The sequence below is a fragment of the Yersinia alsatica genome, assembly GCF_025133195.1.
Taxonomy (GTDB): domain Bacteria; phylum Pseudomonadota; class Gammaproteobacteria; order Enterobacterales; family Enterobacteriaceae; genus Yersinia; species Yersinia alsatica.
Genome location: NZ_CP104006.1, coordinates 707,371 through 731,007 on the forward strand (window position 1 = coordinate 707,371; position 23,637 = coordinate 731,007).

Consider the following 23,637-nt stretch of genomic DNA (forward strand, 5'->3'; position numbering starts at 1 on the left):
GAATTTGGGCAGTGCTCTAAATCCTCACGTACTCTGTGTACGCTCCGGTTTTTGCGCCCTGTCCGCATCCAAACTGTCTGCAACAATTACGCCTATTTGAGTTGATGACCAAGTTATCCCAGTAGACGTTGAACGATAAAATGGGTGTGTCTGCATTGGGTCATCAACTCACTGTTAGGCTGTCATATTGAGGTGAACCGTGGCTAAAGCACCAAAACGGGCATTTGTCTGTAATGAATGTGGGGCTGATTATCCGCGCTGGCAAGGGCAGTGCAGCGCCTGCAATGCCTGGAATACTATTACCGAAATTCGTCTGGCGGCGGCTGCGACGTCATCATCTCGTAATGAGCGTTTTGGTGGCTATGCGGGTGATGCCGGTATTAGTCGGGTACAAAAGTTATCTGATATCAGTCTGGAAGAATTGCCGCGTTTCTCTACCGGCTTTCTTGAGTTTGACCGAGTGCTGGGCGGTGGTGTGGTGCCGGGCAGCGCTATTTTGATTGGTGGTAATCCGGGGGCCGGCAAGAGTACTTTACTGCTGCAAACCCTCTGCAAATTGTCCGAAAACATGAAAACCCTGTATGTCACCGGGGAAGAGTCGCTGCAACAGGTTGCCATGCGGGCGCATCGCTTAGGGTTACCCACCGCCGGCCTGAATATGTTGTCGGAAACCAGCATTGAACAGATTTGCCTGATTGCTGAACAAGAACAGCCGCGCTTGATGGTTATCGACTCCATTCAAGTGATGCATATGGCGGATATTCAATCATCGCCGGGCAGTGTGGCGCAAGTGCGTGAAACCGCAGCCTATCTCACGCGTTTTGCTAAAACCCGTGGCGTCGCCATTGTGATGGTGGGCCATGTGACCAAAGATGGTTCGCTGGCTGGGCCAAAAGTCTTGGAACACTGCATTGACTGCTCAGTGATGCTCGATGGCGACGGTGACTCACGTTTTCGTACTCTGCGTAGCCACAAAAACCGCTTTGGTGCCGTCAATGAACTGGGTGTTTTCGCCATGACCGAGCAAGGTCTGCGCGAGGTCAGTAACCCGTCAGCTATCTTCCTCAGCCGGGGCGATGAAGTCACGGCGGGCAGTTCGGTGATGGTGGTGTGGGAAGGGACGCGCCCGCTGTTGGTTGAGATTCAGGCGCTGGTGGATCACTCCATGATGTCGAATCCGCGCCGGGTGGCGGTCGGGCTGGAACAAAACCGACTAGCCATTTTACTGGCCGTTTTGCACCGTCATGGTGGTTTGCAGATGTCCGACCAAGACGTATTCGTCAATGTGGTGGGTGGTGTGAAGGTCACCGAAACCAGTGCTGATCTGGCGTTGCTGATGTCGCTGGTCTCTAGTCTACGTGATCGCCCGCTGCCACAGGATTTAGTGGTATTTGGCGAGGTCGGTTTGGCCGGTGAGATTCGGCCAGTACCCAGTGGTCAGGAACGTATTTCAGAGGCAGCCAAGCACGGTTTTAAACGCGCTATCGTACCTTACGCCAATATGCCGAAGAAGCCACTGCCCAATATGCAGGTTTTCGGGGTGAAAAAACTGGCCGATGCATTGGCGGTGCTGGAAGATTTGTAACGCCATAGCGCACATTTAGTCGTGTCAATCGCGCAGCATACTGTGTTATTTTTGTTTAGTGCACTAAACAAGGAGGCAGCATGCTGCAGTTCGACTATCTCAAAACAGCGATTAAGCAAAAAGGCTGTACTTTACAGCAGGTGGCCGATGCCAGTGGCATGACCAAAGGTTACTTAAGCCAGTTACTCAATGACAAAATCAAAAGCCCCAGTGCACAAAAGCTAGAAGCCCTGCACCGTTACCTTGAGCTGGAATTCCCGCGTCGTGAGAAAAAAGTCGGCGTGGTGTTTGGTAAATTTTACCCGCTACATACCGGCCATATCTATCTTATCCAACGTGCTTGTAGCCAGGTTGATGAGCTGCATATCATTCTTTGCTTCGATGAACCCCGTGACCGCGAGCTGTTCGAAAACAGTTCTATGTCGCAGCAACCGACGGTCAGTGACCGCTTGCGCTGGTTATTACAAACCTTTAAATATCAGAAAAATATCCATATTCATTCATTTGATGAGCACGGTATTGAGCCATACCCTCATGGCTGGGATGTCTGGAGCCATGGCGTCAAAAAATTCATGGCAGAAAAGGGGATTGTCCCAAACTTTATTTACTCCAGCGAAAGTCAGGATGCGCCGCATTATCATGAGCAATTTGGTATTGAAACCATCCTGATCGACCCGCAGCGCTCATTTATGAATATCAGTGGCCGCCAGATCCGCCGTGATCCTTTCCGCTACTGGGATTATATCCCGACCGAAGTGAAGCCCTTCTTTGTGCGCACTGTGGCGATATTGGGGGGCGAATCCAGTGGAAAATCTACGTTGGTCAATAAGTTAGCCAATATTTTCAATACCACCAGTGCGTGGGAATATGGTCGTGACTATGTTTTCTCTCATCTGGGGGGCGATGAGATGGCATTGCAATATTCCGATTATGACAAGATTGCACTGGGACAGGCGCAATATGTTGATTTTGCGGTGAAATATGCCAATAAAGTGGCCTTTATTGATACCGATTTTGTTACCACGCAGGCATTTTGTAAGAAATATGAAGGGCGAGAGCACCCATTTGTGCAGGCGCTGATTGATGAATATCGCTTTGATTTGGTTATTTTGCTGGAGAATAACACGCCGTGGGTTGCCGATGGTTTGCGCAGCCTCGGTAGTGATCGTGACCGCAAATCTTTCCAGAAATTACTGGAGCAGATGCTGCGCAGCAATAATATTGAGTACGTCCATGTGGAGTCGGCGGACTACGACGAGCGCTTCCTGCGCTGTGTCGAGCTGGTTCAACAATTACTGGCCGCCGATCTGCAAAGGCTAGCCCGCCCATCAGTATTAAGTGAAATACCGCAAGAAGATTGATGTGAATTTAGTATTCAAGGGCGTAATTGTTGCAGCCCTTTTAATTAATAACTAATCACAACCTTGCCGCGCATATGCCCACCAGCTACTTGGCTGTGGGCTGTTTGCAGATTTTCGATCGTCAGCCCATGCAGCGTTTCACTGAGAGTGCCTTGCAGTTTGCCCTCATCAACCAACTGACTGATTTGTTTTAGAATCTCACCCTGTTGGGCGATATCTGGTGTAGAGAACATGCTGCGGGTGAACATAAATTCCCAATGTAGGGCGGCACTTTTCAGTTTCAACTGATTCTGATCCAGCGGTTTTTCATTCTCAACAATGGTGCAGATTTGCCCTAAGGGTGCAATAAGCTCGCTGATAGCGGGCCAATGACCGTCGGTATCATTCAAGCAAAGAATATAATCAACTTTATCAATGCCTTCTTTCTGCAACTGTGCTTTCAGGTCGCGGTAATCGACGGTTAAGTCAGCCCCACGTTCGCGGCACCAAGCCGCTGACTCTGGGCGTGAGGCGGTCGCAATCACTTTTACCGGGCTACGTAACGCAGCTAAAGGGATCGCCAGTGATCCCACGCCACCGGCACCACCAATGATGAGCAAACTCTTATCGGCACTGGCCTGCTGAATTTTCAGATGTTCAAACAGTGCTTCCCACGCGGTGATGGCCGTTAATGGTAGGGCCGCGGCTTGCGCCCAGTTGAGTGAACTTGGCTTGTGGGCGGCGATACGAGCATCAACCAACTGTTGAGTGGCATTGCTGCCGGGGCGAGTGATATCGCCGGCATACCAAACCTCATCACCCGCACGAAAACCTGTCACTTTCTCACCGACACTGACGACCACGCCAGCAGCATCCCAGCCCAGAATCCGCGGCTGTTGCAGGCCATTTTTCTTCAGGCCGTGGTGTACCTTGGTATCAACCGGATTAATCGAGGCGGCTTTGACATTTACCAGCAAATCAAAAGGGCCGGGGGTGAGTGTATCTAGGGTGATTTCAATAAAATCAGCGGGTTGTTGCGGATTTACGGCAATGGCTTTAATGGACATGATGATATTCCTGCTCCTGTTTAGCATATCAACTGAGTCTAGACCACTCTGATGACAGTGATAAGATGGACAATCACTAACGCAGTGTTCGTCTGGGGTAAACAATTATGCGTGAGAAACCTAGCTATGTTTAAGCAACTTCAGGATATGGCTCTGTTCGCCAAGGTCGCAGAGTGCGGCAGTTTCACCCGTGCGGCTACTATGGCGGGCTTACCTAAATCTAGCGTTAGCCAGCGGATTAGCCAGTTGGAGCAAAATCTGGGGATTCGATTGCTCAACAGAACCACGCGCCAACTGAATCTGACGTTTGCCGGAGAGCGCTATCTGGTGCATTGTCAGGAGATGCTACAAGCCGCCGAGCGTGCCGATTTGGCACTCCAACGGCTGAAGGATAACCCCAGTGGGCGCTTGCGCATTTCCACACCCGCTGGGTTAGGGGCCACGTTACTGGCCCGGCTGGCGGCAGACTTTCAGCGGCAATATCCTGATGTGCTGCTGGAGGTTTTGGTGTCGGATAGCATGGTGGATTTGGTCGAAGATGGCTTCGATGTGGCGCTGCGTACTGGTAAACCACAGGATTCGTCACTGATTGGTCGGCGGCTGGGATATGCTCCGCGCTACCTGCTGGCTTCCCCTGCTTATTTGGCCCAACACCCGCCATTACTCCATCCGCGCCAATTGGATACTCATCGCTGCATTGCCCATCGTGCCTGGCAGGCGCTGATTTTGCGCCGCGATGAGGAATTCTATCGCTGGCAGGTGCCCGCGCTACATATTACCGATAACCTGTTATATGCCCGTGAATGTGCGCTGAACCATGGCGGCATCACGCTACTTCCGGCCTTCTTAAGCCGTGAAGTGGTGGCAAATCGGCAGTTAATTGAAGTATTGCCGCAATGGCAGGCTGAGGGAAATGAGCTGTATTTGGTCTATCCGAGCCGCAAGCTGAACTCTCCCGCCCTGAGCTGTTTTATTGATGTAGTGATTGGGCATCCGGTATTTGAGGATTATGTGCAGGGGTTGAGTAAGTTGTAAGCGCAGTGGAGTGCGGGGCTACCGACTCCACTTTGGGCTATCTATTCCAGATAATACACTTCATTCCAGATAAAACACTTCGCGCAGGGATTGGCTCACTGGGCTGTTATCTGGGTTGCTTGGCATGACATCGGCCATATGTTGCCACCAGCGTTGACACACGTTGGTTTGCGCCACTGCATTCCAGCGCTCTTCTGATTCAATTTCGACAAAACCAAACAGCAAATTGCGCGCTTCATCGAGGAAAATAGCATAGTGGTGAGCGCCATGGGCTTTCAGCACAGCTTGCAGTTCCGGCCAAATTGGTGAGTGTCGGCGCTGATATTCAGCATGGGAGTCAGGGTTGACCTGCATAACAAACGCTTTGCGTATCATGATGTTGTCTCCGCTCACAGTGCCTGCAAGTACAAGGTTCGGATTTGTTCACGACTCGCTGGACGTGGGTTACAAGGCGCGCAAGGGTCGGCCAGCGCTTTATCTAACCAGCCCTCAATATCATTTTCCTCAATACCTAAGGCGGAGAACCCGGCAGGAATGCCGACTTGCAACGACAACTGACGAATAGCCGCTATCGCCTGATGGCTGGCTTGCTCATCACTCATTTCCTGAGTGTTTACCCCCATTGCCTGCGCAATGCGAGCGAAGCGACTGACTGCTTGTGGGCGATTATATTCTTCAACTACCGGCAGTAAGATAGCATTGCACACGCCGTGAGGCAGGTTATGTGTGGCCCCCGGCTGATGGGCCAGTGCGTGAACCAAACCTAGCCCAGCACTGTTAAACGCCATGCCCGCCAGATACTGCCCACATGCCATCATTTCGCGAGCATGCAGGTTTTTGCCGTCTGCCACCGCTAATGGCAGCCACTGGCTAATAAGACGGATTGATTCGAGCGCTGAATGGTCAGTCAATGTATGCGCGCCAAGTGAAACATAAGCTTCAATCGCATGGGTGAGGGCATCCATTCCGGTTGCGGCGGTGACACTGGCGGGAATATTGAGCATTACTGACGGGTCGTCCACCGCAATATCAGGAATGATATTGGTATCGATGATGACTTCCTTCACTTGCCGCTGACTATCAATAATGACGGCATTGCTGGTCAATTCTGCCGCCGTTCCTGCCGTGGTATTGATGGCGATGAGCGGCACCCCGGCTTGTTTGACTTTACCCACACCGGAATAAGCCGTGGATGGTCCCGGATTGGCGGTTAGTATCTTAATGGCTTTGGCGGTATCAATGGGGCTGCCACCACCGAAGGCCACCAAATAGTCGCATTGATGCTGTGTGAAGGCGCTAAAACCTGCCTGTACTAACTCTTCTGTTGGGTTAGGAAATACCTGTGCAAACAGCGCATAAGGTAACTGATGCTGCTTCATCGCCGTGAGTAAGCTATCCAACAAACCCAGTTCGACCAGTTGCCCATCCGTAACAATCAGTGCTTTTCCCCACTGTTTGTCGCTGAGCAATTTAACCATATCGCCAATAGCCCCGGTGCCGTGCAAGCTGATTTTCGGCAGTGCCAACATGAAACTCATACTGTACTCCTCAAATAACGCATAAGTGATGATTCGCCCCGATGTCATCCGTCGGGGCTGTGGTCGAGGGCTTAGACGTCCAGTGCAGCGGCCAGCGGCGTGACATCAAAACGTGCCGCCAGCGCAATCAATTGCTCGCGTGAAATAGTCTGTTTCTTGCCGCCCATCGACAGCACCTTCACCATGATTTCGGCTGATTTCTCGGCGGTATCAATCAGGCCAAAGGCGTCATCCAGTGTGGGCCCACTGCCGAAAATGCCATGGAAAGGCCAAAGTACCAGACTGTGTTCACGCATCTGTTCCGCCGTCTGTGCACCAATCCCATCGGTGCCCGGCACCATCCACGGCACAATGCCAATCCCATCAGGGAACACCACCAGACATTCGGTACTGCCTTCCCACAACAGACGGGTGAAGCTGGCGTTATCCAGTTTTTGCACATAGCTCAGGGCAATTAGATTGGTAGCATGGCAATGCATAATCACTCGGTTGCTGCCGCCGCTGACTTGCATCCGCACAATGTGGGATTGGAAGTGTGCCGCCAGCTCAGAGGTGGGTAGCCCTCCTTGAGTCAAGCCCCAGTGAATGTGATAAGCCATGCCATCATTGCTGACTTGCAGCAACACCAGATTTTCAGCAGGATTTAATTCAACATTGCGGAAAAATTTGCCGGAACCGGTGACAAGAAACCAGCTGTTTGCCAGTTCGGGAGCCGGTTGCGTGAGCTCCACGTTACGCGGTTGGGGGTAAAAATCGCGCCGATAAGGTTCCACTTCTTCAGCCAGCAGTCGCAAACTGATATTGCCACCGTTACGTTCGTCCCACCCTTTGCGCCACATATCGCTGGTGGCTTTAATCATTCCCTCAATAAACCAGGAAGATAGAATCGCTTGCATCATCATGAGTCCTTAACGTTGGCTGAGAATCTGTTGTTCATATTCACGTACTGCATCGAGCCAGCGGGCATCGACCGGTACGTCATTGCGTTGGCAGTAACCTTCCCAAACGGCTTGCCATGGCAGGGATTTCTGCTCTTCCAGCAGCGCCAATCGTGCGGTGTAATCACCGCGCAGTTCCAGTTGGCGTAGCATCTCGGTAGGTTCCAGTAAGGCGCGTAATAAAGCTTTCTTCATGTTGCGGGTGCCAATGACCCAAGCGGCAATGCGGTTAATCGAGGCATCAAAGAAGTCCAGACCGATATGAACCCGATCAAACAGGTTGTGGCGGATGATTTCACTGGCAATAGCCTGTGTTTCATCATCCAGCAACACCACGTGGTCACTGTCCCAACGAACTGGGCGGCTGACATGCAACAGTAGGCGCGGGACATACAGCATGGCGCTGGATATTTTGTCGGAAATGACTTCAGTGGGATGGAAGTGACCGGCATCCAGGCACAGTGCCGTTTGGCGGCTGGCGGCATAGCCCATATAAAACTCGTTGGAACCGACGGTGTAGCTTTCAGCACCAATACCAAATAATTTGCTCTCCACCGCATCAATGTGATGAGCCGGATTTAACTTTTCACTGATGACTTCATCCAGAGCTGACAGCAGGCGCTGGCGGGGCGCAAGGCGATCAATGGGGGTGTCTTTCATGCCATCAGGGATCCAGATGTTCATGACGGACGCGGTACCTAATTGCTCACCAAAATAGGCGGAAACCCGGCGGCTAGCCTGACAGTGCTCAATCCAGAACTGACGGATTTTTGGGTCGGTATGTGACAGGGTAAAACCGTCAGCACTCAATGGGTGAGAGAAACAAGAGGGGTTAAAATCGAGCCCTAAATGGTGTTTTTTAGCCCATTCAACCCAGTGGTTAAAGTGGCGTGGCTCGATTTTATTGCGCGCTACCGGCGTATCGGATTCCAGATAAATGGCATGTAAATTTAGCCGTTTAGGCCCAGGAATTAATGTCAGCGCCAGTTCCAGGTCAGAGCGTAGCTCGGCAGCATTACGTGCTTTTCCGGGGTAGTTTCCGGTTGCTTGGATCCCCCCGGTCAATACAGCATCTGGATTCTCAAAACCGGTGACATCATCACCTTGCCAGCAATGCATGGAGACCGGTAGCGTATCAAGACGAGTAAGTGCGGCATCAACATCAACGCCGACAGCAGCAAAGCGCTGCTTAGCCAGCTCCCAGGCCTGTTCAATAGAGTTCGTCATATGCAAAGTTCCTTAGGTAATTGACTCAGCGACTGGAATTGCGGCCAATGGGCAGCAAAGTCAGTGTTGTCGTGAGGGGATAAATGGTGGAGTGGGAAGTTATTCGCCACGATGCGGCGGTAATGAGTGACATCAGCCACCTCGCCCAGCGAAATCAATTGGCTACCAATATTGCCAAGTGTAGAAGCCTCAACCGGCCCCATGCTCACATGCAAGCCGCAAGCATTGGCGCAGAGTTGATTGAGAAATTGGTTTTGGCTGCCGCCGCCGACAATATGCAAATGGCTGATGGGGCGTCCGCGCAGTTCTGCTAACTCTTGAGCCACTTGCCGGTACAACATGGCGAGGCTATCAAAGATGCAGCGGGCCAATTGGGCAGCCGTAATTGGAACTGGCAGGCCATGCTCGCGGCAGGCATCTTGGATCTCGCGGCACATATTGGCCGGGTTGATAAAACGGTTATCATTGGGGTTGATCAGCGAGCGACAAGCGGGCTGCCGCGCTGCTTGTTCAATCAATTGCGGCAAATCGTCAATCTGCAATTCATCGGTGGCGCGTTGCAGTAGCCACAAACCCATAATATTTTTCAGTACCCGATAGCGGCCTTCAGCGCCTCCTTCATTGGTGATATTGCTGCACTGCGCTTGATGATGAGTCAGCGGTGTAGCACTCTCAAAGCCCATCAGTGACCAGGTTCCAGAGCTAAGATAGGCGGCATCAGCATCAATCAGAGGGGCGGCAAGAACCGCGCTGGCCGTATCGTGGGTGGCAACGGCCACCACTGGAACCTCTTGACCACGGGCACTGCGCCAATAACCGATGGTATTACCGGGTTTACTGGGTTTGGCAAACCAGTGCGCGGGTACCCCCGCATAAGCCAGTAAGTCGCCATCCCAGTCATTGGTGTCAATATTGAGTAACTGAGTGGTACTGGCGTTGGTATATTCCCAGTTAAGTTGGCCGGTCAGGCGGTAATGCAAGTAGTCCGGGATCAGGAGGAGATGGGCGACATCGGCAAGTAAATGGGGCTGCTGTTCACTCAATGCGCGTAATTGATACAGGGTATTGAATGGCAAGAATTGAATGCCGGTGCGGCGATAAATCGCTTTGCTACCCAGTTTCTGCTGCGCCTGTTCCATCACCCCTTGAGTGCGGCTATCGCGATAAGATACCGGCAGCCCGACCCGTTTTCCCTGCTTATCAAGCAACACAAAATCCACGCCCCAGCTATCAATACCAATGCTGTCCAGCGCGATCCCTTCACTGTCGAGCTGATTTAGGCCCTGACGAATAGATTGCTCAATGGCATCAATATCCCAGACATCTGAGCCGTCAATGGATTTAATCTGGTTGGTAAAGCGGTAGACTTCACGCAATTTAAGCTGTTGCTGGGCGGGATAATAGCTTGCCAGCATCACTCGCCCGCTAGAGGCTCCAAGGTCAATAGCGACCATGTGCCGTGGGGCATTGGGGGGTGTGACGGTTGATGATGAAAATGTGGATTGTGTGGGCATGATAAGCGGCCTGTCGTTTCTCGATGTCCAACAGTGTAGAAATTTGCCTGATCTACGACCTTCTCATCACTGCCAGCCGCTATGGCTTGCTGGCAGAATGACGAAAGTGAAAGTGAAATAGCTCACAGTTTCGTATTTATGCGCAACCTTCCCCACCTGTGACCTCGCGCATATTTTTCAACATTGCTGCGTCTATCTAAAAAAAATCGCCGCCAAAGTGCTTTTTAGTGTCAAAAATTGAAGGTTTAGTCACCGCTGCTGCTTTTACTATCGAGAGCTGAAGCAGGGCGATTTCGCCGTGCCTGTCGAAAGGGGGCAAAAGATGACTGTATTGCACAGTATTGATTTTTTCTCTTCCAGCTCGTCGCCCGTGGCTATTGAAGCGCGTGCGCCACAACCCGAATTTCCCGAGCATCATCATGATTTTTATGAAATCGTTATTGTTGAAGAAGGGGCGGGCGTGCATGTTTTTAATGGCAACCCATACACATTAAGCAGTGGCTGTGTCTGTTTTGTTCGTGACCATGACCGCCATTTGTTTGAATCAACAGATGATTTGTTTCTCACCAATGTCTTATTTCGTGCACCTGATGCTTTTCGCTTTTTATCCGGTGTCGGGCACTTCCTTCCCCAAGAGTGTGATGGTGTATATCCCTCTCATTGGCGGGTGAATGGCCAGGTTTTACAGCAGGTAAAATGCTTAATTGCTTGTCTTGAACACGCCCCGCAAAGTGATCAGGTGGAAGATATCGCCCTGCATGAGAGTGTTTTTATGCAGTTATTGGTGAAGTTGTGGCAGGGATGCCGGGCGCAAGTGGGGGATGATCAGGAAGGGCGGTTATGCCAACTGCTGGATTGGCTACAGAGCAACTATAGCGAGACGATTGAGTGGTCAGAGCTGGCCGACCGCTTTGCCTTGCCGCTACGGACTCTACATCGCCAGTTAAAAAACCAAACCGGGATGACACCCCAACGTTATCTGACGCGGCTGCGCTTACTGCAAGCGCGCCATCAGTTGTGCTACAGCGACCACAGTGTCACTGATATTGCTTATCAATGTGGTTTCGGCGACAGCAACCACTTTTCGACCCTATTTAAGCGCGAGTTTTCACAATCTCCCCGTGATTTGCGCAGCCAGCTTTAGCGCCTTACCGCGCTAACCAACGAGGGCGTGAATGACATCACGGTAAAAATCGGCAGTTTCAAGATAATGATCTGCTTATTAATTAACCTATAACAATAAGGCTGCATGCATGCGGGCACCACTGCTGTTAGAAAGCCGGGATTATTTGCCATCGGAACAGATGCCGGTGGCGGTAACCAACCGATATCCGCAGGAAGTCTTCGCAGAGCACACTCACCAATTTTGCGAAATCGTGATTGTCTGGCGGGGTAATGGTTTACATGTCCTGAATGATCACCCTTATCGCATTACTTGCGGGGATGTTTTCTATATTCAAGCCGCAGATCTTCATAGCTACGAATCGGTACATGATTTGGTACTAGATAATATTATTTATTGCCCCGAGCGGCTGCGTCTAAATGCTCAATGGCACAAGTTACTGCCACCTTTTGGACATGAACAGAATCAAGGGTATTGGCGGCTAACGACACAAGGCATGGCGCAGGCGCGGCCTATCATTCAGCAGTTAGCGCAGGAGTCGCGCAAGACAGACTCCTGGTCGATACAGTTGACCGAGGCACTGTTGCTGCAACTCGCTATTGTACTGAAACGCCATCGCTATCGAGCTGAACAGGCCCACTTACTGCCCGATGGTGAGCAGCTTGATTTAATTATGTCGGCGTTGCAGCAAAGTTTGGCAACTCACTTTGATATGGCTGATTTCTGTCATAAAAATCAGCTGGTTGAACGTTCTCTTAAGCAATTATTTCGCCAGCAGACGGGTATGAGTATCAGCCATTATCTGCGCCAGATTCGCCTCTGCCATGCGAAGAGTTTATTGCGGTGCAGTGAGCATCGTATCAGTGATATTGCCGCGCGCTGTGGGTTTGAAGACAGCAACTATTTCTCGGCTGTTTTTACTCGTGAAGCTGGTATGACTCCGCGAGATTATCGCCAGCGCTTTGTCCGCTCCCCAGCATCACCGGCTAAAAATGGCAGTGAGCACTGTCGGGTTCTCATTTAGCGCTATTCTTCACAACGATTATCCATAAAATAACGGGCAGGTTTTTCAACTCTGCCCGTCAATCGAATCATTTTTAATAATGGGTATTACGCCGCCATACCCAAGCCAACAATATTGGCTGCCAGAATAATCACCAGACAACCAATACACAGCACGGTTACTGGTTTCCTAGTTGAGCATTTCCACTCTTTGAGTAACAGACCAACAATGCCGCCGCACAACACATAGAAGCTCATATGCAGCATCCAGCTCATATAATCATATTGTTGTGGGATTTTGGCATGACCCCAGGCATAGAAGAAGAATTGCAGATACCACATCAAACCGGCTAAAGCTGAGAACAGAATGTTGGTGATCAGCAATGGCTTAGCAATTGAGAAATCAGCTTTGACTGACAGATTTTTGAGGGTTGCCAGGCGGATAAAGCAATAACTCAAGTTAATGAGTGCGCCACCACCCATAATGATGACGTAACTGGGTAGCGCCACATAGAGTGGGTTGATGCCTAATGCGCTGGCGGCTTCATGCATTGGTTTGGCGGCATCCATAGCAAATGACATACCGGCGGAGAAAATACCGCACATCACCGCCAGTATGAGCCCTTTTTTCAGGTTAAATTCTTCTGCCTGAATTCCCATGGCCCGCTCTTTCAGTAACCCGGCATAACTGACGGTGGCAACACCTATCAGGGCCACAAATACCCCTAACAAGGTCATACGCCCGCCCGCGGTACCGAATAGCACATCAAAACGCCCTTGCAGAATAGGTGTCATTAATGTGCCGATAATCAGCGTGATACCTATGGCAATCCCTATTCCCATCGACATACCGAGATAGCGCATGGTCAGGCCGTAGTTGATATTCCCAATCCCCCACATGGCACCGAACAGAAATACCGGCAGCAGGGTAGCGAAGCTAAAAGAGCCGTAATATTGCCAAAAATCGGGTAATAACAGATAGCTAACTGTCCATGGCAGGATAAGCCATGAGACCAGGCCGCCAATGGACCACATGGTTTCCCATGACCATTTTTTAACTTGTTTAAACGGCGCGTAGAAACACGCCGCACTGGCAGCGCCTACCAGATGCCAAATTATCCCCAATATAATTGCATTGTTCATCTTATTATCCTTCGTTGTGATGGTGCGGGGAGGCGCGGAATAGGAAGGGCGCACAAACCGCTGATGACGAAGGAGTCTAAATAGTGTGCAGTCTTGTCACCTTCGGCTGACTGCCTTAGGACAAGGAAAACTGGCAAAATTCAGTAGGTAACAATGATGATGATCACAGAATAGAATTCTGCTGACAGAAGGCTTAATGGTGGAGGCGATGGCCGCCGAAATTCAGCGCGCCATAGTGGTTAATAGGCCGGTTTTAGCCATTAAAAAGGCCTGCAAGCGCAGGCCCTTGATATCACTCAGTCATTTTCTTCCGGCCTTAGCCAGCAAGAGAATTACTTGGTCATTTTCTTATACTTGATACGATGTGGTTCCAGTGCCTCGGCACCCAGAGTGCGTTTTTTCCACTCTTCGTATTCAGTAAAGTTACCTTCAAAGAACACCACTTTACCTTCATCTTGATAGTCGATGATGTGGGTGGCAATACGGTCAAGGAACCAACGGTCATGGGAAATAACCATGGCACAGCCCGGGAACTCCAGTAAGGCGTTCTCCAGTGCGCGTAGCGTTTCGATGTCCAGATCGTTGGTCGGTTCATCGAGCAGCAACATGTTGCCGCCAACCTGTAGCAACTTGGCCAGATGGATACGACCGCGTTCACCACCAGATAGCTCGCCAACTCGCTTGCCCTGATCAATCCCTTTAAAGTTGAAGCGGCCAACATAAGCGCGGCTTGGGATTTCAAAGTTGCCGATCTTCATGATGTCCTGACCGCCGGAAACTTCTTCCCAAACGGTTTTGCTGTCATCCATGTTGTCACGGAACTGATCAACCGAGGCCAGCTGCACGGTATCACCCAGTGAAATCGTGCCGGAATCAGGCTGTTCCTGACCCGATAACATGCGGAACAGCGTTGATTTACCTGCGCCGTTCGGCCCGATGATCCCAACGATGGCCCCTTTGGGCAGTGCGAAAGTCAGGTCGTCAATCAGTACACGGTCACCGTAAGACTTGCTCAGATGCTCAACTTCCAGCACTTTGTCGCCTAAACGTGGGCCAGGTGGAATGAATAACTCGCTGGTTTCATTGCGTTTTTGATATTCAACACTGTTAAGTTCTTCAAAGCGAGCCAGACGTGCTTTACCTTTCGCCTGACGGCCTTTTGGATTCTGACGAACCCACTCCAGTTCTTTCTCGATAGATTTACGACGTGCGGCTTCGGAAGAGGCTTCCAACGCCAGACGGGCATCTTTCTGTTCCAGCCATGAGGAGTAGTTACCTTCCCATGGAATACCCTCGCCACGGTCAAGCTCCAGAATCCAACCCGCCACGTTATCAAGGAAGTAACGGTCATGGGTGATGGCGACGACAGTGCCTTCGTAGTCATGCAGGAAGCGCTCCAGCCAAGCCACGGATTCAGCATCCAAGTGGTTGGTCGGTTCATCCAGCAGCAGCATGTCAGGTTTTTCTAGCAGCAGGCGGCAGATGGCGACACGGCGGCGCTCACCACCGGACAAGTTGGCAATTTTTGCATCCCAAGGTGGCAGGCGTAAAGCATCCGCAGCGCGTTCCAGTTGGTTATCCAGATTGTGGCCGTCGTGGGATTGGATAATCGCTTCCAGCTCGCCTTGCTCTTTCGCCAGCTTGTCGAAATCAGCATCAGGATCAGCATACAGCGCATAAACCTCATCCAAACGGGTCAGCGCGCGTTTAACTTCGCCCACCGCTTCTTCAACCGACTCACGCACGGTTTGCTCAAGATTTAGCTTAGGCTCCTGCGGCAGGTAACCAATTTTGATCCCTGGCTGCGGGCGAGCTTCACCTTCAATGTCGGTATCGATGCCAGCCATGATGCGCAACAGGGTCGATTTACCTGAGCCGTTAAGGCCCAGCACACCAATTTTGGCCCCAGGGAAGAAACTTAAGGAGATGTTTTTCAAAATATGTCGTTTCGGCGGAACTACTTTGCCGACGCGATGCATGGAATAGACGTATTGAGCCACGTTGCGTCTGCCTCTCTATATATCAGTTTTTATAGGATGTCTGGTGCGGAGTGTAGCCCGTTTTACTATACCCGTCATCTTTCAAGTCGCCGGTGTATAAGTTGCTTCCGCTTAGGGTCTGTCAGCGAATGAGCTTCCCACATGAAGCTCATTCGCTAGACCGGCATAAAAAGGTTATGGCGCGGTCACTATCATTGCTACCCGGCGGTTTTCTGCCCGGCCTTTTGCCGTACGGTTATCCGCCACCGGCTCTAATTTACCTTGACCACGAACATCAATATTGGCTCTTGGAATACCAATGGTTGCCAGTGAATCCGCCACTGCGGCCGCGCGCTCGTAAGAGAGCTTCTGGTTATAGTTGTCTTCACCCGTTGCGTCAGTGTGACCATCAACTCGCAAATGATTGATGCCGACATTGTGTAATGCCCGGCCAATATTTTGCACAGTTTGCGCGCCAGACGAGTTTAACTTTCTAACGTCACTGTCGAATAACACTTTATTGGTGAGTCCAAACTCCCAGCCATTATCCGTTAATTTAAAGCCTTGATCCTGTAATGCGGCGATTTGTTCCGCTGTCAGCCCTTGTGGTTTGGCCTGACAGCCTGCTAACACCAACAGACAAATAGCAAAAAAACTGATCCAAATGGGATTTCTCTGACGACGACTTTTTAAATCCAGCATGTCACCTATCCTAAGCTTTCTGTTTGAGAATCTTCTGTGTGAGTCAAGCCCGACTGGTGAACTATGCCCCGTTCACTCGGCCGGAAACCTTTCTTTGCCTGATACATTGCTTCATCTGCTCTTTGTAATAACTCTTCCGGCGTTTGTGCATGATCAGGATAAACAGCAATACCAATACTGAGAGAGGTGGTGATTTCACTGCCATCCACCAGTACTATTGGTTGGGTCATACTTTCGATGATATTGTCAGCAATGTTGAGTACATCATCTGTGTCATGAATGGGGGCCAGTAATACGGCGAATTCATCACCGCCCAGACGCGCCACTAAATCAGACTCACGCAATAGTGCACGAATACGGTCAGCAATGGTCGTCAGCACCACATCGCCTGCCGCATGGCCATAGCTGTCATTGATCTCTTTAAAACGGTCGCCATCAAGGAACAAAACAGCGACGTGTTCGTTGGTTTTACAATCCTTAAGTGTTCGGCTTAAGCGGCCTTCAAAGAAAGCACGGTTGGCCAAACCGGTCAGGCTATCATGGGCAGCCCGGTGTGCGAGTGAGTCATTTTCTTGAGTTAAGTGTTTTTGCCAAACCTCAAGCTCTTCCAACAAGCCATTGAAATCATGGCTTAACTCATTTAACTCGGCGATTTTCGCCGAAGGCACTCGCTGACCAAAGCTACGGTTGCGACTGACATTATGAGCCACTTCAGTAATGCGGTTTAGTGAGCCGATAATGCCAAACAGCATGCGGCGTGACAGGAATAGTGCCACCGCGGTACTGAGCACCAGACAGATAAGCAGCCCGGCTAATCCTTGCAGCAGAAAACGCAGCAGGCTGCCGCCATGACCCACAATCACTATTTTGCCGATTTCATTACCTGCATGAATCATCGGCACCACTACCGGCTCTGGCAGCGCCCAACGGGCAACACTTTGCTCGATATAATGTATTGGGCCGTGATCAGGTATCGTCCAACTGGCTATCTCCCGGCCATTAACATCTAAAATCTTGGCCTGCGCGACTTCTTCATTGGCCGCAATCAGTGATAGCGCTTCGTTAGCAACGATTTTGTCGCCGAAAACAACTGCTGCTTCAGTGGTATAGCTGATGGAGCGGGCGATCAAATGCAGGTTATGGTCAGCATAAACCCGTAATGCAAACAGGGCCGCTAATGTCAGGAAAATACCTGCCGTCGCGACGGAGATTATTGCCACTGTTAAATGTATTTTCCCCAAGACACGGCCAAGTGTGGGGAGCTTTGCTGCATTAGTTTTATTTTTTATCTGACCAGCAGATTTTTTCTTTGTTGAACTCATAATGCGTCAGCCTTTTTACGGGCAAGTTGCAACACGCTGGGATGAACTCGAACCCCACCGCGTGCTAATGCATCCATATTGACTTTGAAAGAGGCTTGCTTATCTTCCAGTAGCAGACAAAATGCACTGCCCAAGGTGCATTCGTCATAATTTTCACTGATGGTAAGAATCGAGTGTCCGGCGAGTTGGATGGTCAGTTCCTGGCGCTGCTGCTCCCCAATAAGCCCCAGATAGACCACATCACAATCAGTTGCTATTGAGGCGTCGGGCAGTGAATAGCGCTGCGTTTTAATCGGATGTGCCGTTTCCATTAATGCCGGGTTAAATAGCCCTTCTGCGTAATTTGTGGGGGCGACAACACATAGACGGGTGACTGGCAGTGGTGTTGGCCAACGCGAATAGCTGATAATACCCAGCACCATTTTTGTGGCCGCATCACTGCGCTCATGTAGCAATTCTTCACTGATATTATTTGCCGCCATTAAAGGCATTGAAGCAAATAAAATAGTGAACAGGAATAAACCGCAGACACAGGCCCGCCACGCATGCCGTGGCGTAATCAGTTTTCGCGGATAATAGCGTTTATCATTACTGACGCCGCTAATTGCGCAAGGTGCAGTATTCATTTTTGCGCTTCCTGTTAGGCGACGTGAGTTGCAGCGGTCAAATAGTTAATCGCCGCTATCCTATTATAAGATGTTATTGATGCAATAATAGTCATGGTATCGGCAATCTGTGATTTATCTTAAGTCTGATATCAGGCTGATTGGCGATAAATAAAAAGCCCGGCTGATTAGCCGGGCTTTTGTCGTAATAACTAATTGATATTAGATAGGATTCGAGCCGCGTTTGAAGCGCCCGATGACCCATTTTTCTACTTCGACGATCAGGAAGATCGCGATAGAAACCAGCAATGTTACGCCCCAGTAATAAGCCGGTAATGGCTCAGTACCGAAAGCAGTATTCATAAATGGCAGATAAATAATGGCTAACTGCAATACGATCAGTACGCCAGAAACCAACCACAGCCCTTTGTTAACAAAGATTTCTTTGTTCAGTGGGAATCTGTCCATGACGCGGCAGTTAAACATATAAATCCACTGCGCGGTCACCAATGTTTGCATCAACACGGTACGGATAAATTCAGTGCTGTAACCGCGTGGTTCCATATAGGCTTCCAGGGCGAATGCACTGCAAGCAATCAAGGTGCCGACAAACGCGATACGCCAGATGGCATGGCCGTCTAGCACGTGTTTTGATGGGTCACGCGGATTACGGCGCATAATGCCTCTTTCTGCCGGTTCAAAGGCCAAACCGAAGGAAAGCGTGGTGGAGGTTGCCATGTTTATCCAGAGGATTTGCAATGGCGTCAGCGGGATCACGGCACCGACCAGGATAGCAAAGATAATTAACAACCCTTGCGCCAAGTTGGTCGGCAACACAAACAGAATGGTTTTCTTCAGGTTATCGTAAACACGACGGCCTTCTTCAACCGCACTGGCGATGGTCGCGAAGTTATCATCAGACAGCACCATATCGGCAGCTTCTTTGGTGACTTCGGTACCCTTGATACCCATGGCGATACCGACATCAGCCTGTTTCAGCGCCGGTGCATCGTTGACGCCATCGCCGGTCATCCCGACAATTTCGCCTTTCTCTTGTAAGGCTTTTACCAGACGCAGCTTATGCTCTGGGCTGGTACGGGCAAAAATATCATAACGAACGGCAGCTTCAGCCAGTTCTTTATCATCCATATGCTCCAACTGACCACCGGTAATGGAATCTTTCCCATTGCCTATCCCCAGCATGGCACCAATCGCCATGGCTGTTTCTTGGTGGTCGCCAGTTATCATCTTCACGCGAATACCAGCCTGCTGGCAGGTTGCAATCGCATCGATAGCTTCGGGGCGTGGTGGGTCCATCATGCCGGCGATGCCGACAAACACCATGCCTTGCTGGATATCACTGTGGTCTAACTCGCTGATCGCTTGTTCTACTGGGCGGAAGGCGGCAGCTACCATGCGCAAGCCTTGCTTGGCATAGCGCGCCATCTCGGCTTCCCAGTAATCACGGCGGAATGGCGCAACACCACTGTCCGTCAGTTCTTGCTGGCAGAAGGTAAACAGCACGTCAGGAGCGCCCGTCAGGAAGATACTATTTTCTGACTGAACCTGATGGCTGGTGGCCATGTATTTATAGGCAGAATCGAAAGGAATTTTACCGTGTTGAGTGACCTGACCCAGTTCAATGCCGGATTTGGCAGCCAACACCTTCAGTGCGCCTTCAGTTGGGCCGCCAGTAATCGTCCAGTGACCTTGGTCATTCTTTTGAATCTGGCTGTCATTACATAGATTCACCGCAGTGATAAATGTTTTTAACGGCCCGGCAAGAGTGGCTTGCTGATCGCTGCCCTCAGGATAGATATTACCGACCGGTTCGTAGCTTTCGCCTTCCACTCGGTAACAATGCTCAGCCAGAATCACCGCTTTGACGGTCATCTCATTCATGGTTAATGTCCCGGTTTTATCGGAACAGACGACGGTCATCGCACCTAAGGTTTCTACCGTTGGCAGCTTGCGGATAATCGCGCGGTTGCGCGCCATCGCTTGCACACCCAAGGACAGAATAATTGAAATAATGGCAGGCAGCCCTTCAGGAACCGATGCCACGGCCAGACTGATCAAGGCCAACAGCAGTTCATTGACTGGCAAGTCGCGTAAGATAAAGGCGAAGACGAACAGGAAAGCCATCATGACCAGAATCAGAATAAAGATGGCTTTACCCAACCGGTCCATCTGTTGCAACAGTGGCGTTCGGGTGGATTCGACCGTCGACATCATCTGGTTGATATGACCGAGCTCAGTGTCACCGCCACTGGCAATGACCATACCTTTCGCGGTACCGGCACTGATAGTGGTACCAGAGAACAGCAGGTTTTTGCGGTCGCCAATCACTGATTCGTTTTCAATTACCCCGATTTGCTTCTCAACGACGGTTGATTCACCGGTCAGGATAGCTTCTTCAATCTGGAGATTGTGAGCTTCGAGCAAGCGCAAGTCGGCTGGAATTTTATCCCCTGGTTTCAATGTAACAATATCGCCGGGCACTAAATTCTGCGCATCAATAGTTTGCGCATTACCATTTCGTATTACCACAGCTTTGCTGGAAAGCATATTCTGAATGCTTTTCAGAGATTTCTCGGCTTTATTTTCTTGAACGTAACCAATTAATGCGTTAATGACCGCAACGCAAAGGATAATAATGGTGTCAACAGAGTGGCCCATTAGACCTTTAACTAACGCCGCAGCTAATAGAATGTAAATCAGGACATCATTAAAATGCGCTAAAAACTGAAGTAAAGGATGCTTACTTTTTTTGGCCGGTAACGCATTAGGGCCGTATTGTTTAAGACGTTCTTCCGCCTCTTGTTGGGTTAAACCTTCTTCGCGGCTATTTAAATGCTGCAAAGATTCTTCCGCAGTAAGCTGATACCAGGCCTTTCCCTCTGGGGGTTTCGCTCCGGACGTATGGTTTGATGAGTTTTGCATTGAAAGAACCTTCTTAAAAATTAATAAATCTGAAATCTATCTATCCATTTGATTGAATCATCGGACTATTTCATTAACTCGGGGCAGAGAGTCACCTTCTTTCTTCCATGAAAATATCCTGCTCCTTAATTATTTGATTTTTATTAAAAGACAAAAAAATGATTCTGAATGATATATTTACAACAACATAGTTATATTAAGCAAGGATAGTAGATTTTTATCAAAATAGCGTCTTGATCTGAGATAATAAAGTCGAAACATTTCACTATAAATAGCCGCTAACATGGTGAATAATAAGTCATTACATGATGAACTATCCTGCCTGTTATCTTCTTCAACTTCCCTTAATTTAATCAATCGCCCGAAAAGATTAAGTTTCCCTATCTATTCGTGAGTGTAATCGCTGGCTATCAGGTGAAACTCTTAGTTAGTATGTCCTGCTGCCGGAACTAATTATGACTATGCTAATCAGAAGTTGCGGTAAGCAAAATGCAGTGGCCAACAACCAGTGAGGAAACAGTAAGTATGGACAAGTGGCGATATCTGGCGATTGGCGTGTGTCTGGTGACGACTTCAGGAGTGGCATTCGCAGACTCCATTGATGCCCAACGGCAGCGCTATCAACAAGTTAAACAAGCTTGGGACAGCAATCAGATGGATACCGTGACGCAACTGATGCCAACGTTGCGCGACTATCCTCTGTACCCGTATCTGGAATACCGCCAGTTAACACAAGATTTGAGTCAGGTGAGTGCGGCTCAAGTGAACGATTTCCTGACGCGTAACCCGACATTGCCGCCAGCACGTTCGCTGTCATCGCGTTTTGTTAATGAGCTGGCACGTCGCGAGGATTGGCGTGGGTTATTAGCGTTCAGCCCGCAAGCTCCGCAACCGGTCGCAGCCCGCTGTAATTACTACTATGCCAAATGGGCAACAGGCGAGCAGCAAGTGGCGTGGGATGGGGCGAGTGAAATCTGGCTTAATGGTCAGGCGCTACCCGGTAGTTGCGATAAATTATTCAGTGTCTGGCAGCAAGCCGGGCATCAAACACCATTGGCCACATTGGCCCGTATGAAATTAGCCCTGAAAGAGGGCAATGCCAGTCTGGTGAGTTACTTACTCAAGCAGTTGCCAGCCGATTATCAGACCATGGGGACGGCACTGGCGAAATTGCAAAGTGACCCAGCCAGTGTTGAAAGTTTTGCCCGTACAGTTGGGCCGACCGATTTTACTCGCTCAGCCACGATTATTGCCTTTACTCGATTGGCTCGTCAGGACGTAGAAAATGCGCGGGCGATGATCCCAACGTTGGCACGGCTACAAAAAATGAGTGACAGCGAAAAACTGGAGCTGGAAGAAGCAGTAGCCTGGCGTTTGATGGGCAATGATGCAACTTACGACCAAGCCAAATGGCGCGATCAAGTCACCTTACGCAGTCATTCAACCCCATTGCTGGAGCGCCGTATCCGCATGTCTCTGGGCAGTGGCGACCGCCAAGGACTCGCGACTTGGATGGCTCGGTTACCGACTGAGGCGCAAAACAAAGATGAGTGGCGTTACTGGCGTGCTTCGTTGCTGCTGGAACAAGGTAAGAAAGCCGAGGGCGAAGCTATTTTGCGCAGCCTGATGCAGGAACGTGGTTTTTATCCGATGGTGGCCGCCCAAAAACTGGGGGTTCCTTACCCTATCAATGTTGAGGTTGCCACCAAACCCGATGCTTCGCTGGCACAACGGCCAGAGATCGCCCGGGTGCGTGAGCTAATGTATTGGAATATGGATAATCTGGCGCGCAACGAGTGGAGCTATCTGGTTGCCAGCCGCAGTAAACCTGAGCAGGAAGCATTAGCGCGTTATGCATTTAACCAAAAGTGGGCGGATCTGAGTGTTCAGGCGACCATCGTGGCTAAATTATGGGACCATCTGGAAGAGCGCTTCCCACTGGCATGGCCGAAAGAATTCCGTCAGGCCACTGAAGGTAAAGGCATAACGCCAAGTTATGCCATGGCGATTGCCCGTCAGGAAAGTGCCTGGAACCCGAAAGCACAATCCCCGGTGGGAGCAGCAGGTCTGATGCAGGTGATGCCACGAACCGCAGAACACACGGTCAAACTGAATAATATTCCAGGCTATGTTAATAGCAGCCAGTTGCTCGACCCCATCACCAACATAGAGATAGGAACCAGCTATCTGGAAGAGGTCTATCAGCAATTTGGTCGCAACCGGATTTTATCCAGCGCGGCCTATAATGCTGGCCCATCAAGGGTTAATACCTGGCTGGGGAATAGTGGCGGGCAGGTGGATGCCGTGGCATTCATCGAAAGTATTCCGTTCTCAGAAACCCGTGGCTACGTGAAAAACGTATTGGCTTACGATGCATTCTATCGCCACTTTATGAATCGCCCAGCGAAGGTGCTGAGTGATGCCGAGTGGCAGCGGCGCTACTAATCCCCTTCGCTCTTGAAGCCACAGGGGTGTTAGCGGCGCGCACTTACCCGAATCACTTACCTGAGTAAGCTCATCGGGATGCGTTTGCTTGCTGCCTACCTGTGGCTCCAATGGCTTTGGGGATATGTG

The 23,637-nt window shown here is 50.3% G+C and carries 18 protein-coding genes and 1 pseudogene; 7 read left to right on the forward strand and 12 right to left on the reverse strand.

Translation table 11 applies throughout. From position 1 onward, the window contains the following. Positions 1 to 199: 199 nt before the first annotated feature. Together radA and nadR are read left to right on the forward strand one after the other, a co-directional pair. Positions 200 to 1,585, forward strand: coding sequence for a DNA repair protein RadA (gene radA / locus N0H69_RS03150; RefSeq protein ID WP_050109514.1), 1,386 nt, complete (start codon positions 200 to 202; stop codon positions 1,583 to 1,585). A gap of 80 nt (positions 1,586 to 1,665) precedes the next feature. Continuing rightward, the gene (gene nadR / locus N0H69_RS03155; RefSeq protein ID WP_050109513.1) at positions 1,666 to 2,946 is read left to right on the forward strand and encodes a multifunctional transcriptional regulator/nicotinamide-nucleotide adenylyltransferase/ribosylnicotinamide kinase NadR; all 1,281 of its coding nucleotides are present in this window, start codon (positions 1,666 to 1,668) and stop codon (positions 2,944 to 2,946) included. Positions 2,947 to 2,990: 44 nt separating this feature from the next. On the opposite strand, the gene N0H69_RS03160 is transcribed toward nadR, so the two are convergent. Then, a complete protein-coding gene (locus N0H69_RS03160) occupies positions 2,991 to 3,992 on the reverse strand; it encodes a zinc-binding alcohol dehydrogenase family protein (protein ID WP_050150376.1) in 1,002 nt (333 codons plus the stop codon). Between the two features lie 126 nt (positions 3,993 to 4,118). Here N0H69_RS03160 and N0H69_RS03165 point away from each other — a divergent pair, with 126 nt between their 5' ends. Next, a complete protein-coding gene (locus N0H69_RS03165; RefSeq protein WP_050109511.1) occupies positions 4,119 to 5,027 on the forward strand; it encodes a LysR family transcriptional regulator in 909 nt (302 codons plus the stop codon). Between the two features lie 60 nt (positions 5,028 to 5,087). Here the strand turns inward: N0H69_RS03165 and rhaM are convergent, their stop codons facing one another. From rhaM to rhaB, 5 genes are all read right to left on the reverse strand, one after another. After that, positions 5,088 to 5,402: an L-rhamnose mutarotase gene (rhaM, locus tag N0H69_RS03170; RefSeq protein WP_050133277.1), complete on the reverse strand. Its 315-nt coding sequence runs from the start codon at positions 5,400 to 5,402 to the stop codon at positions 5,088 to 5,090. 14 nt (positions 5,403 to 5,416) lie between these two features. Further along, entirely contained in the window at positions 5,417 to 6,565 is a 1,149-nt protein-coding gene (gene fucO / locus N0H69_RS03175; RefSeq protein ID WP_050150374.1) for a lactaldehyde reductase, read from the reverse strand. Positions 6,566 to 6,636: 71 nt separating this feature from the next. Then, on the reverse strand, positions 6,637 to 7,461 hold the full coding sequence (gene rhaD / locus N0H69_RS03180; protein ID WP_050109576.1) for a rhamnulose-1-phosphate aldolase: 825 nt from the start codon (positions 7,459 to 7,461) through the stop codon (positions 6,637 to 6,639). 12 nt (positions 7,462 to 7,473) lie between these two features. After that, on the reverse strand, positions 7,474 to 8,730 hold the full coding sequence (locus tag N0H69_RS03185) for an L-rhamnose isomerase (protein WP_050109508.1): 1,257 nt from the start codon (positions 8,728 to 8,730) through the stop codon (positions 7,474 to 7,476). Continuing rightward, the gene (rhaB, locus tag N0H69_RS03190) at positions 8,727 to 10,184 is read right to left on the reverse strand and encodes a rhamnulokinase (RefSeq protein WP_050150372.1); all 1,458 of its coding nucleotides are present in this window, start codon (positions 10,182 to 10,184) and stop codon (positions 8,727 to 8,729) included. Before rhaB ends, N0H69_RS03185 begins: the two co-directional genes overlap by 4 nt. Between rhaB and N0H69_RS03195 the strand changes: the two are divergent. The 3 genes and pseudogenes from N0H69_RS03195 to rhaR all read left to right on the forward strand — a co-directional run bounded on the left by N0H69_RS03195 (position 10,183) and on the right by rhaR (position 12,391). Further along, positions 10,183 to 10,345 (forward strand): annotated as a pseudogene (locus tag N0H69_RS03195) (phosphoribosylaminoimidazole synthetase). The gene rhaB and the pseudogene N0H69_RS03195 sit on opposite strands and share 2 nt — an antisense overlap. 221 nt (positions 10,346 to 10,566) lie before the next feature. Beyond that, positions 10,567 to 11,388, forward strand: a complete 822-nt coding sequence (rhaS, locus tag N0H69_RS03200; protein WP_050145556.1) for an HTH-type transcriptional activator RhaS — start codon at positions 10,567 to 10,569, stop codon at positions 11,386 to 11,388. 109 nt (positions 11,389 to 11,497) lie between these two features. Further along, the gene (gene rhaR / locus N0H69_RS03205; protein ID WP_050109505.1) at positions 11,498 to 12,391 is read left to right on the forward strand and encodes an HTH-type transcriptional activator RhaR; all 894 of its coding nucleotides are present in this window, start codon (positions 11,498 to 11,500) and stop codon (positions 12,389 to 12,391) included. 86 nt (positions 12,392 to 12,477) lie between these two features. On the opposite strand, the gene rhaT is transcribed toward rhaR, so the two are convergent. From rhaT to N0H69_RS03235, 6 genes are all read right to left on the reverse strand, one after another. Continuing rightward, entirely contained in the window at positions 12,478 to 13,512 is a 1,035-nt protein-coding gene (gene rhaT / locus N0H69_RS03210; protein ID WP_050121621.1) for an L-rhamnose/proton symporter RhaT, read from the reverse strand. Positions 13,513 to 13,844: 332 nt separating this feature from the next. Continuing rightward, positions 13,845 to 15,512: an energy-dependent translational throttle protein EttA gene (ettA, locus tag N0H69_RS03215; RefSeq protein WP_050109503.1), complete on the reverse strand. Its 1,668-nt coding sequence runs from the start codon at positions 15,510 to 15,512 to the stop codon at positions 13,845 to 13,847. A gap of 174 nt (positions 15,513 to 15,686) precedes the next feature. Continuing rightward, a complete protein-coding gene (gene yfiB, locus N0H69_RS03220) occupies positions 15,687 to 16,193 on the reverse strand; it encodes an outer membrane lipoprotein YfiB (RefSeq protein ID WP_050121619.1) in 507 nt (168 codons plus the stop codon). A 5-nt stretch (positions 16,194 to 16,198) separates the two neighbouring features. After that, positions 16,199 to 17,515 carry a diguanylate cyclase DgcN/YfiN gene (gene dgcN / locus N0H69_RS03225; protein WP_050150369.1) on the reverse strand — a complete coding sequence of 439 codons (1,317 nt, stop codon included), beginning with the start codon at positions 17,513 to 17,515 and terminating at the stop codon, positions 16,199 to 16,201. Continuing rightward, entirely contained in the window at positions 17,512 to 18,141 is a 630-nt protein-coding gene (gene yfiR, locus N0H69_RS03230) for a regulatory sequestration protein YfiR (protein ID WP_050121617.1), read from the reverse strand. Before yfiR ends, dgcN begins: the two co-directional genes overlap by 4 nt. 201 nt (positions 18,142 to 18,342) lie before the next feature. Continuing rightward, a complete protein-coding gene (locus tag N0H69_RS03235; protein WP_050150367.1) occupies positions 18,343 to 21,063 on the reverse strand; it encodes a cation-transporting P-type ATPase in 2,721 nt (906 codons plus the stop codon). 525 nt (positions 21,064 to 21,588) lie between these two features. On the opposite strand from N0H69_RS03235, the gene sltY reads away from it, so the two are divergent. Next, positions 21,589 to 23,508, forward strand: a complete 1,920-nt coding sequence (gene sltY, locus N0H69_RS03240; RefSeq protein WP_050121615.1) for a murein transglycosylase — start codon at positions 21,589 to 21,591, stop codon at positions 23,506 to 23,508. Positions 23,509 to 23,637: the final 129 nt, after the last annotated feature.

Excerpts from the sequence above, each read along its gene's own strand:
- N0H69_RS03165 (WP_050109511.1), top strand. The coding sequence starts at position 4,119 with ATGTTTAAGCAACTTCAGGATATGGCTCTGTTCGCCAAGGTCGCAGAG.
- nadR (WP_050109513.1), top strand. The coding sequence starts at position 1,666 with ATGCTGCAGTTCGACTATCTCAAAACAGCGATTAAGCAAAAAGGCTGT.
- fucO (WP_050150374.1), bottom strand. The coding sequence starts at position 6,565 with ATGAGTTTCATGTTGGCACTGCCGAAAATCAGCTTGCACGGCACCGGG.
- rhaT (WP_050121621.1), bottom strand. The coding sequence starts at position 13,512 with ATGAACAATGCAATTATATTGGGGATAATTTGGCATCTGGTAGGCGCT.
- sltY (WP_050121615.1), top strand. The coding sequence starts at position 21,589 with ATGGACAAGTGGCGATATCTGGCGATTGGCGTGTGTCTGGTGACGACT.
- rhaD (WP_050109576.1), bottom strand. The coding sequence starts at position 7,461 with ATGCAAGCGATTCTATCTTCCTGGTTTATTGAGGGAATGATTAAAGCC.
- rhaR (WP_050109505.1), top strand. The coding sequence starts at position 11,498 with ATGCGGGCACCACTGCTGTTAGAAAGCCGGGATTATTTGCCATCGGAA.
- rhaS (WP_050145556.1), top strand. The coding sequence starts at position 10,567 with ATGACTGTATTGCACAGTATTGATTTTTTCTCTTCCAGCTCGTCGCCC.
- rhaM (WP_050133277.1), bottom strand. The coding sequence starts at position 5,402 with ATGATACGCAAAGCGTTTGTTATGCAGGTCAACCCTGACTCCCATGCT.
- dgcN (WP_050150369.1), bottom strand. The coding sequence starts at position 17,515 with ATGAGTTCAACAAAGAAAAAATCTGCTGGTCAGATAAAAAATAAAACT.
- N0H69_RS03235 (WP_050150367.1), bottom strand. The coding sequence starts at position 21,063 with ATGCAAAACTCATCAAACCATACGTCCGGAGCGAAACCCCCAGAGGGA.
- yfiB (WP_050121619.1), bottom strand. The coding sequence starts at position 16,193 with ATGCTGGATTTAAAAAGTCGTCGTCAGAGAAATCCCATTTGGATCAGT.
- N0H69_RS03185 (WP_050109508.1), bottom strand. The coding sequence starts at position 8,730 with ATGACGAACTCTATTGAACAGGCCTGGGAGCTGGCTAAGCAGCGCTTT.
- rhaB (WP_050150372.1), bottom strand. The coding sequence starts at position 10,184 with ATGGTCGCTATTGACCTTGGAGCCTCTAGCGGGCGAGTGATGCTGGCA.
- yfiR (WP_050121617.1), bottom strand. The coding sequence starts at position 18,141 with ATGAATACTGCACCTTGCGCAATTAGCGGCGTCAGTAATGATAAACGC.
- N0H69_RS03160 (WP_050150376.1), bottom strand. The coding sequence starts at position 3,992 with ATGTCCATTAAAGCCATTGCCGTAAATCCGCAACAACCCGCTGATTTT.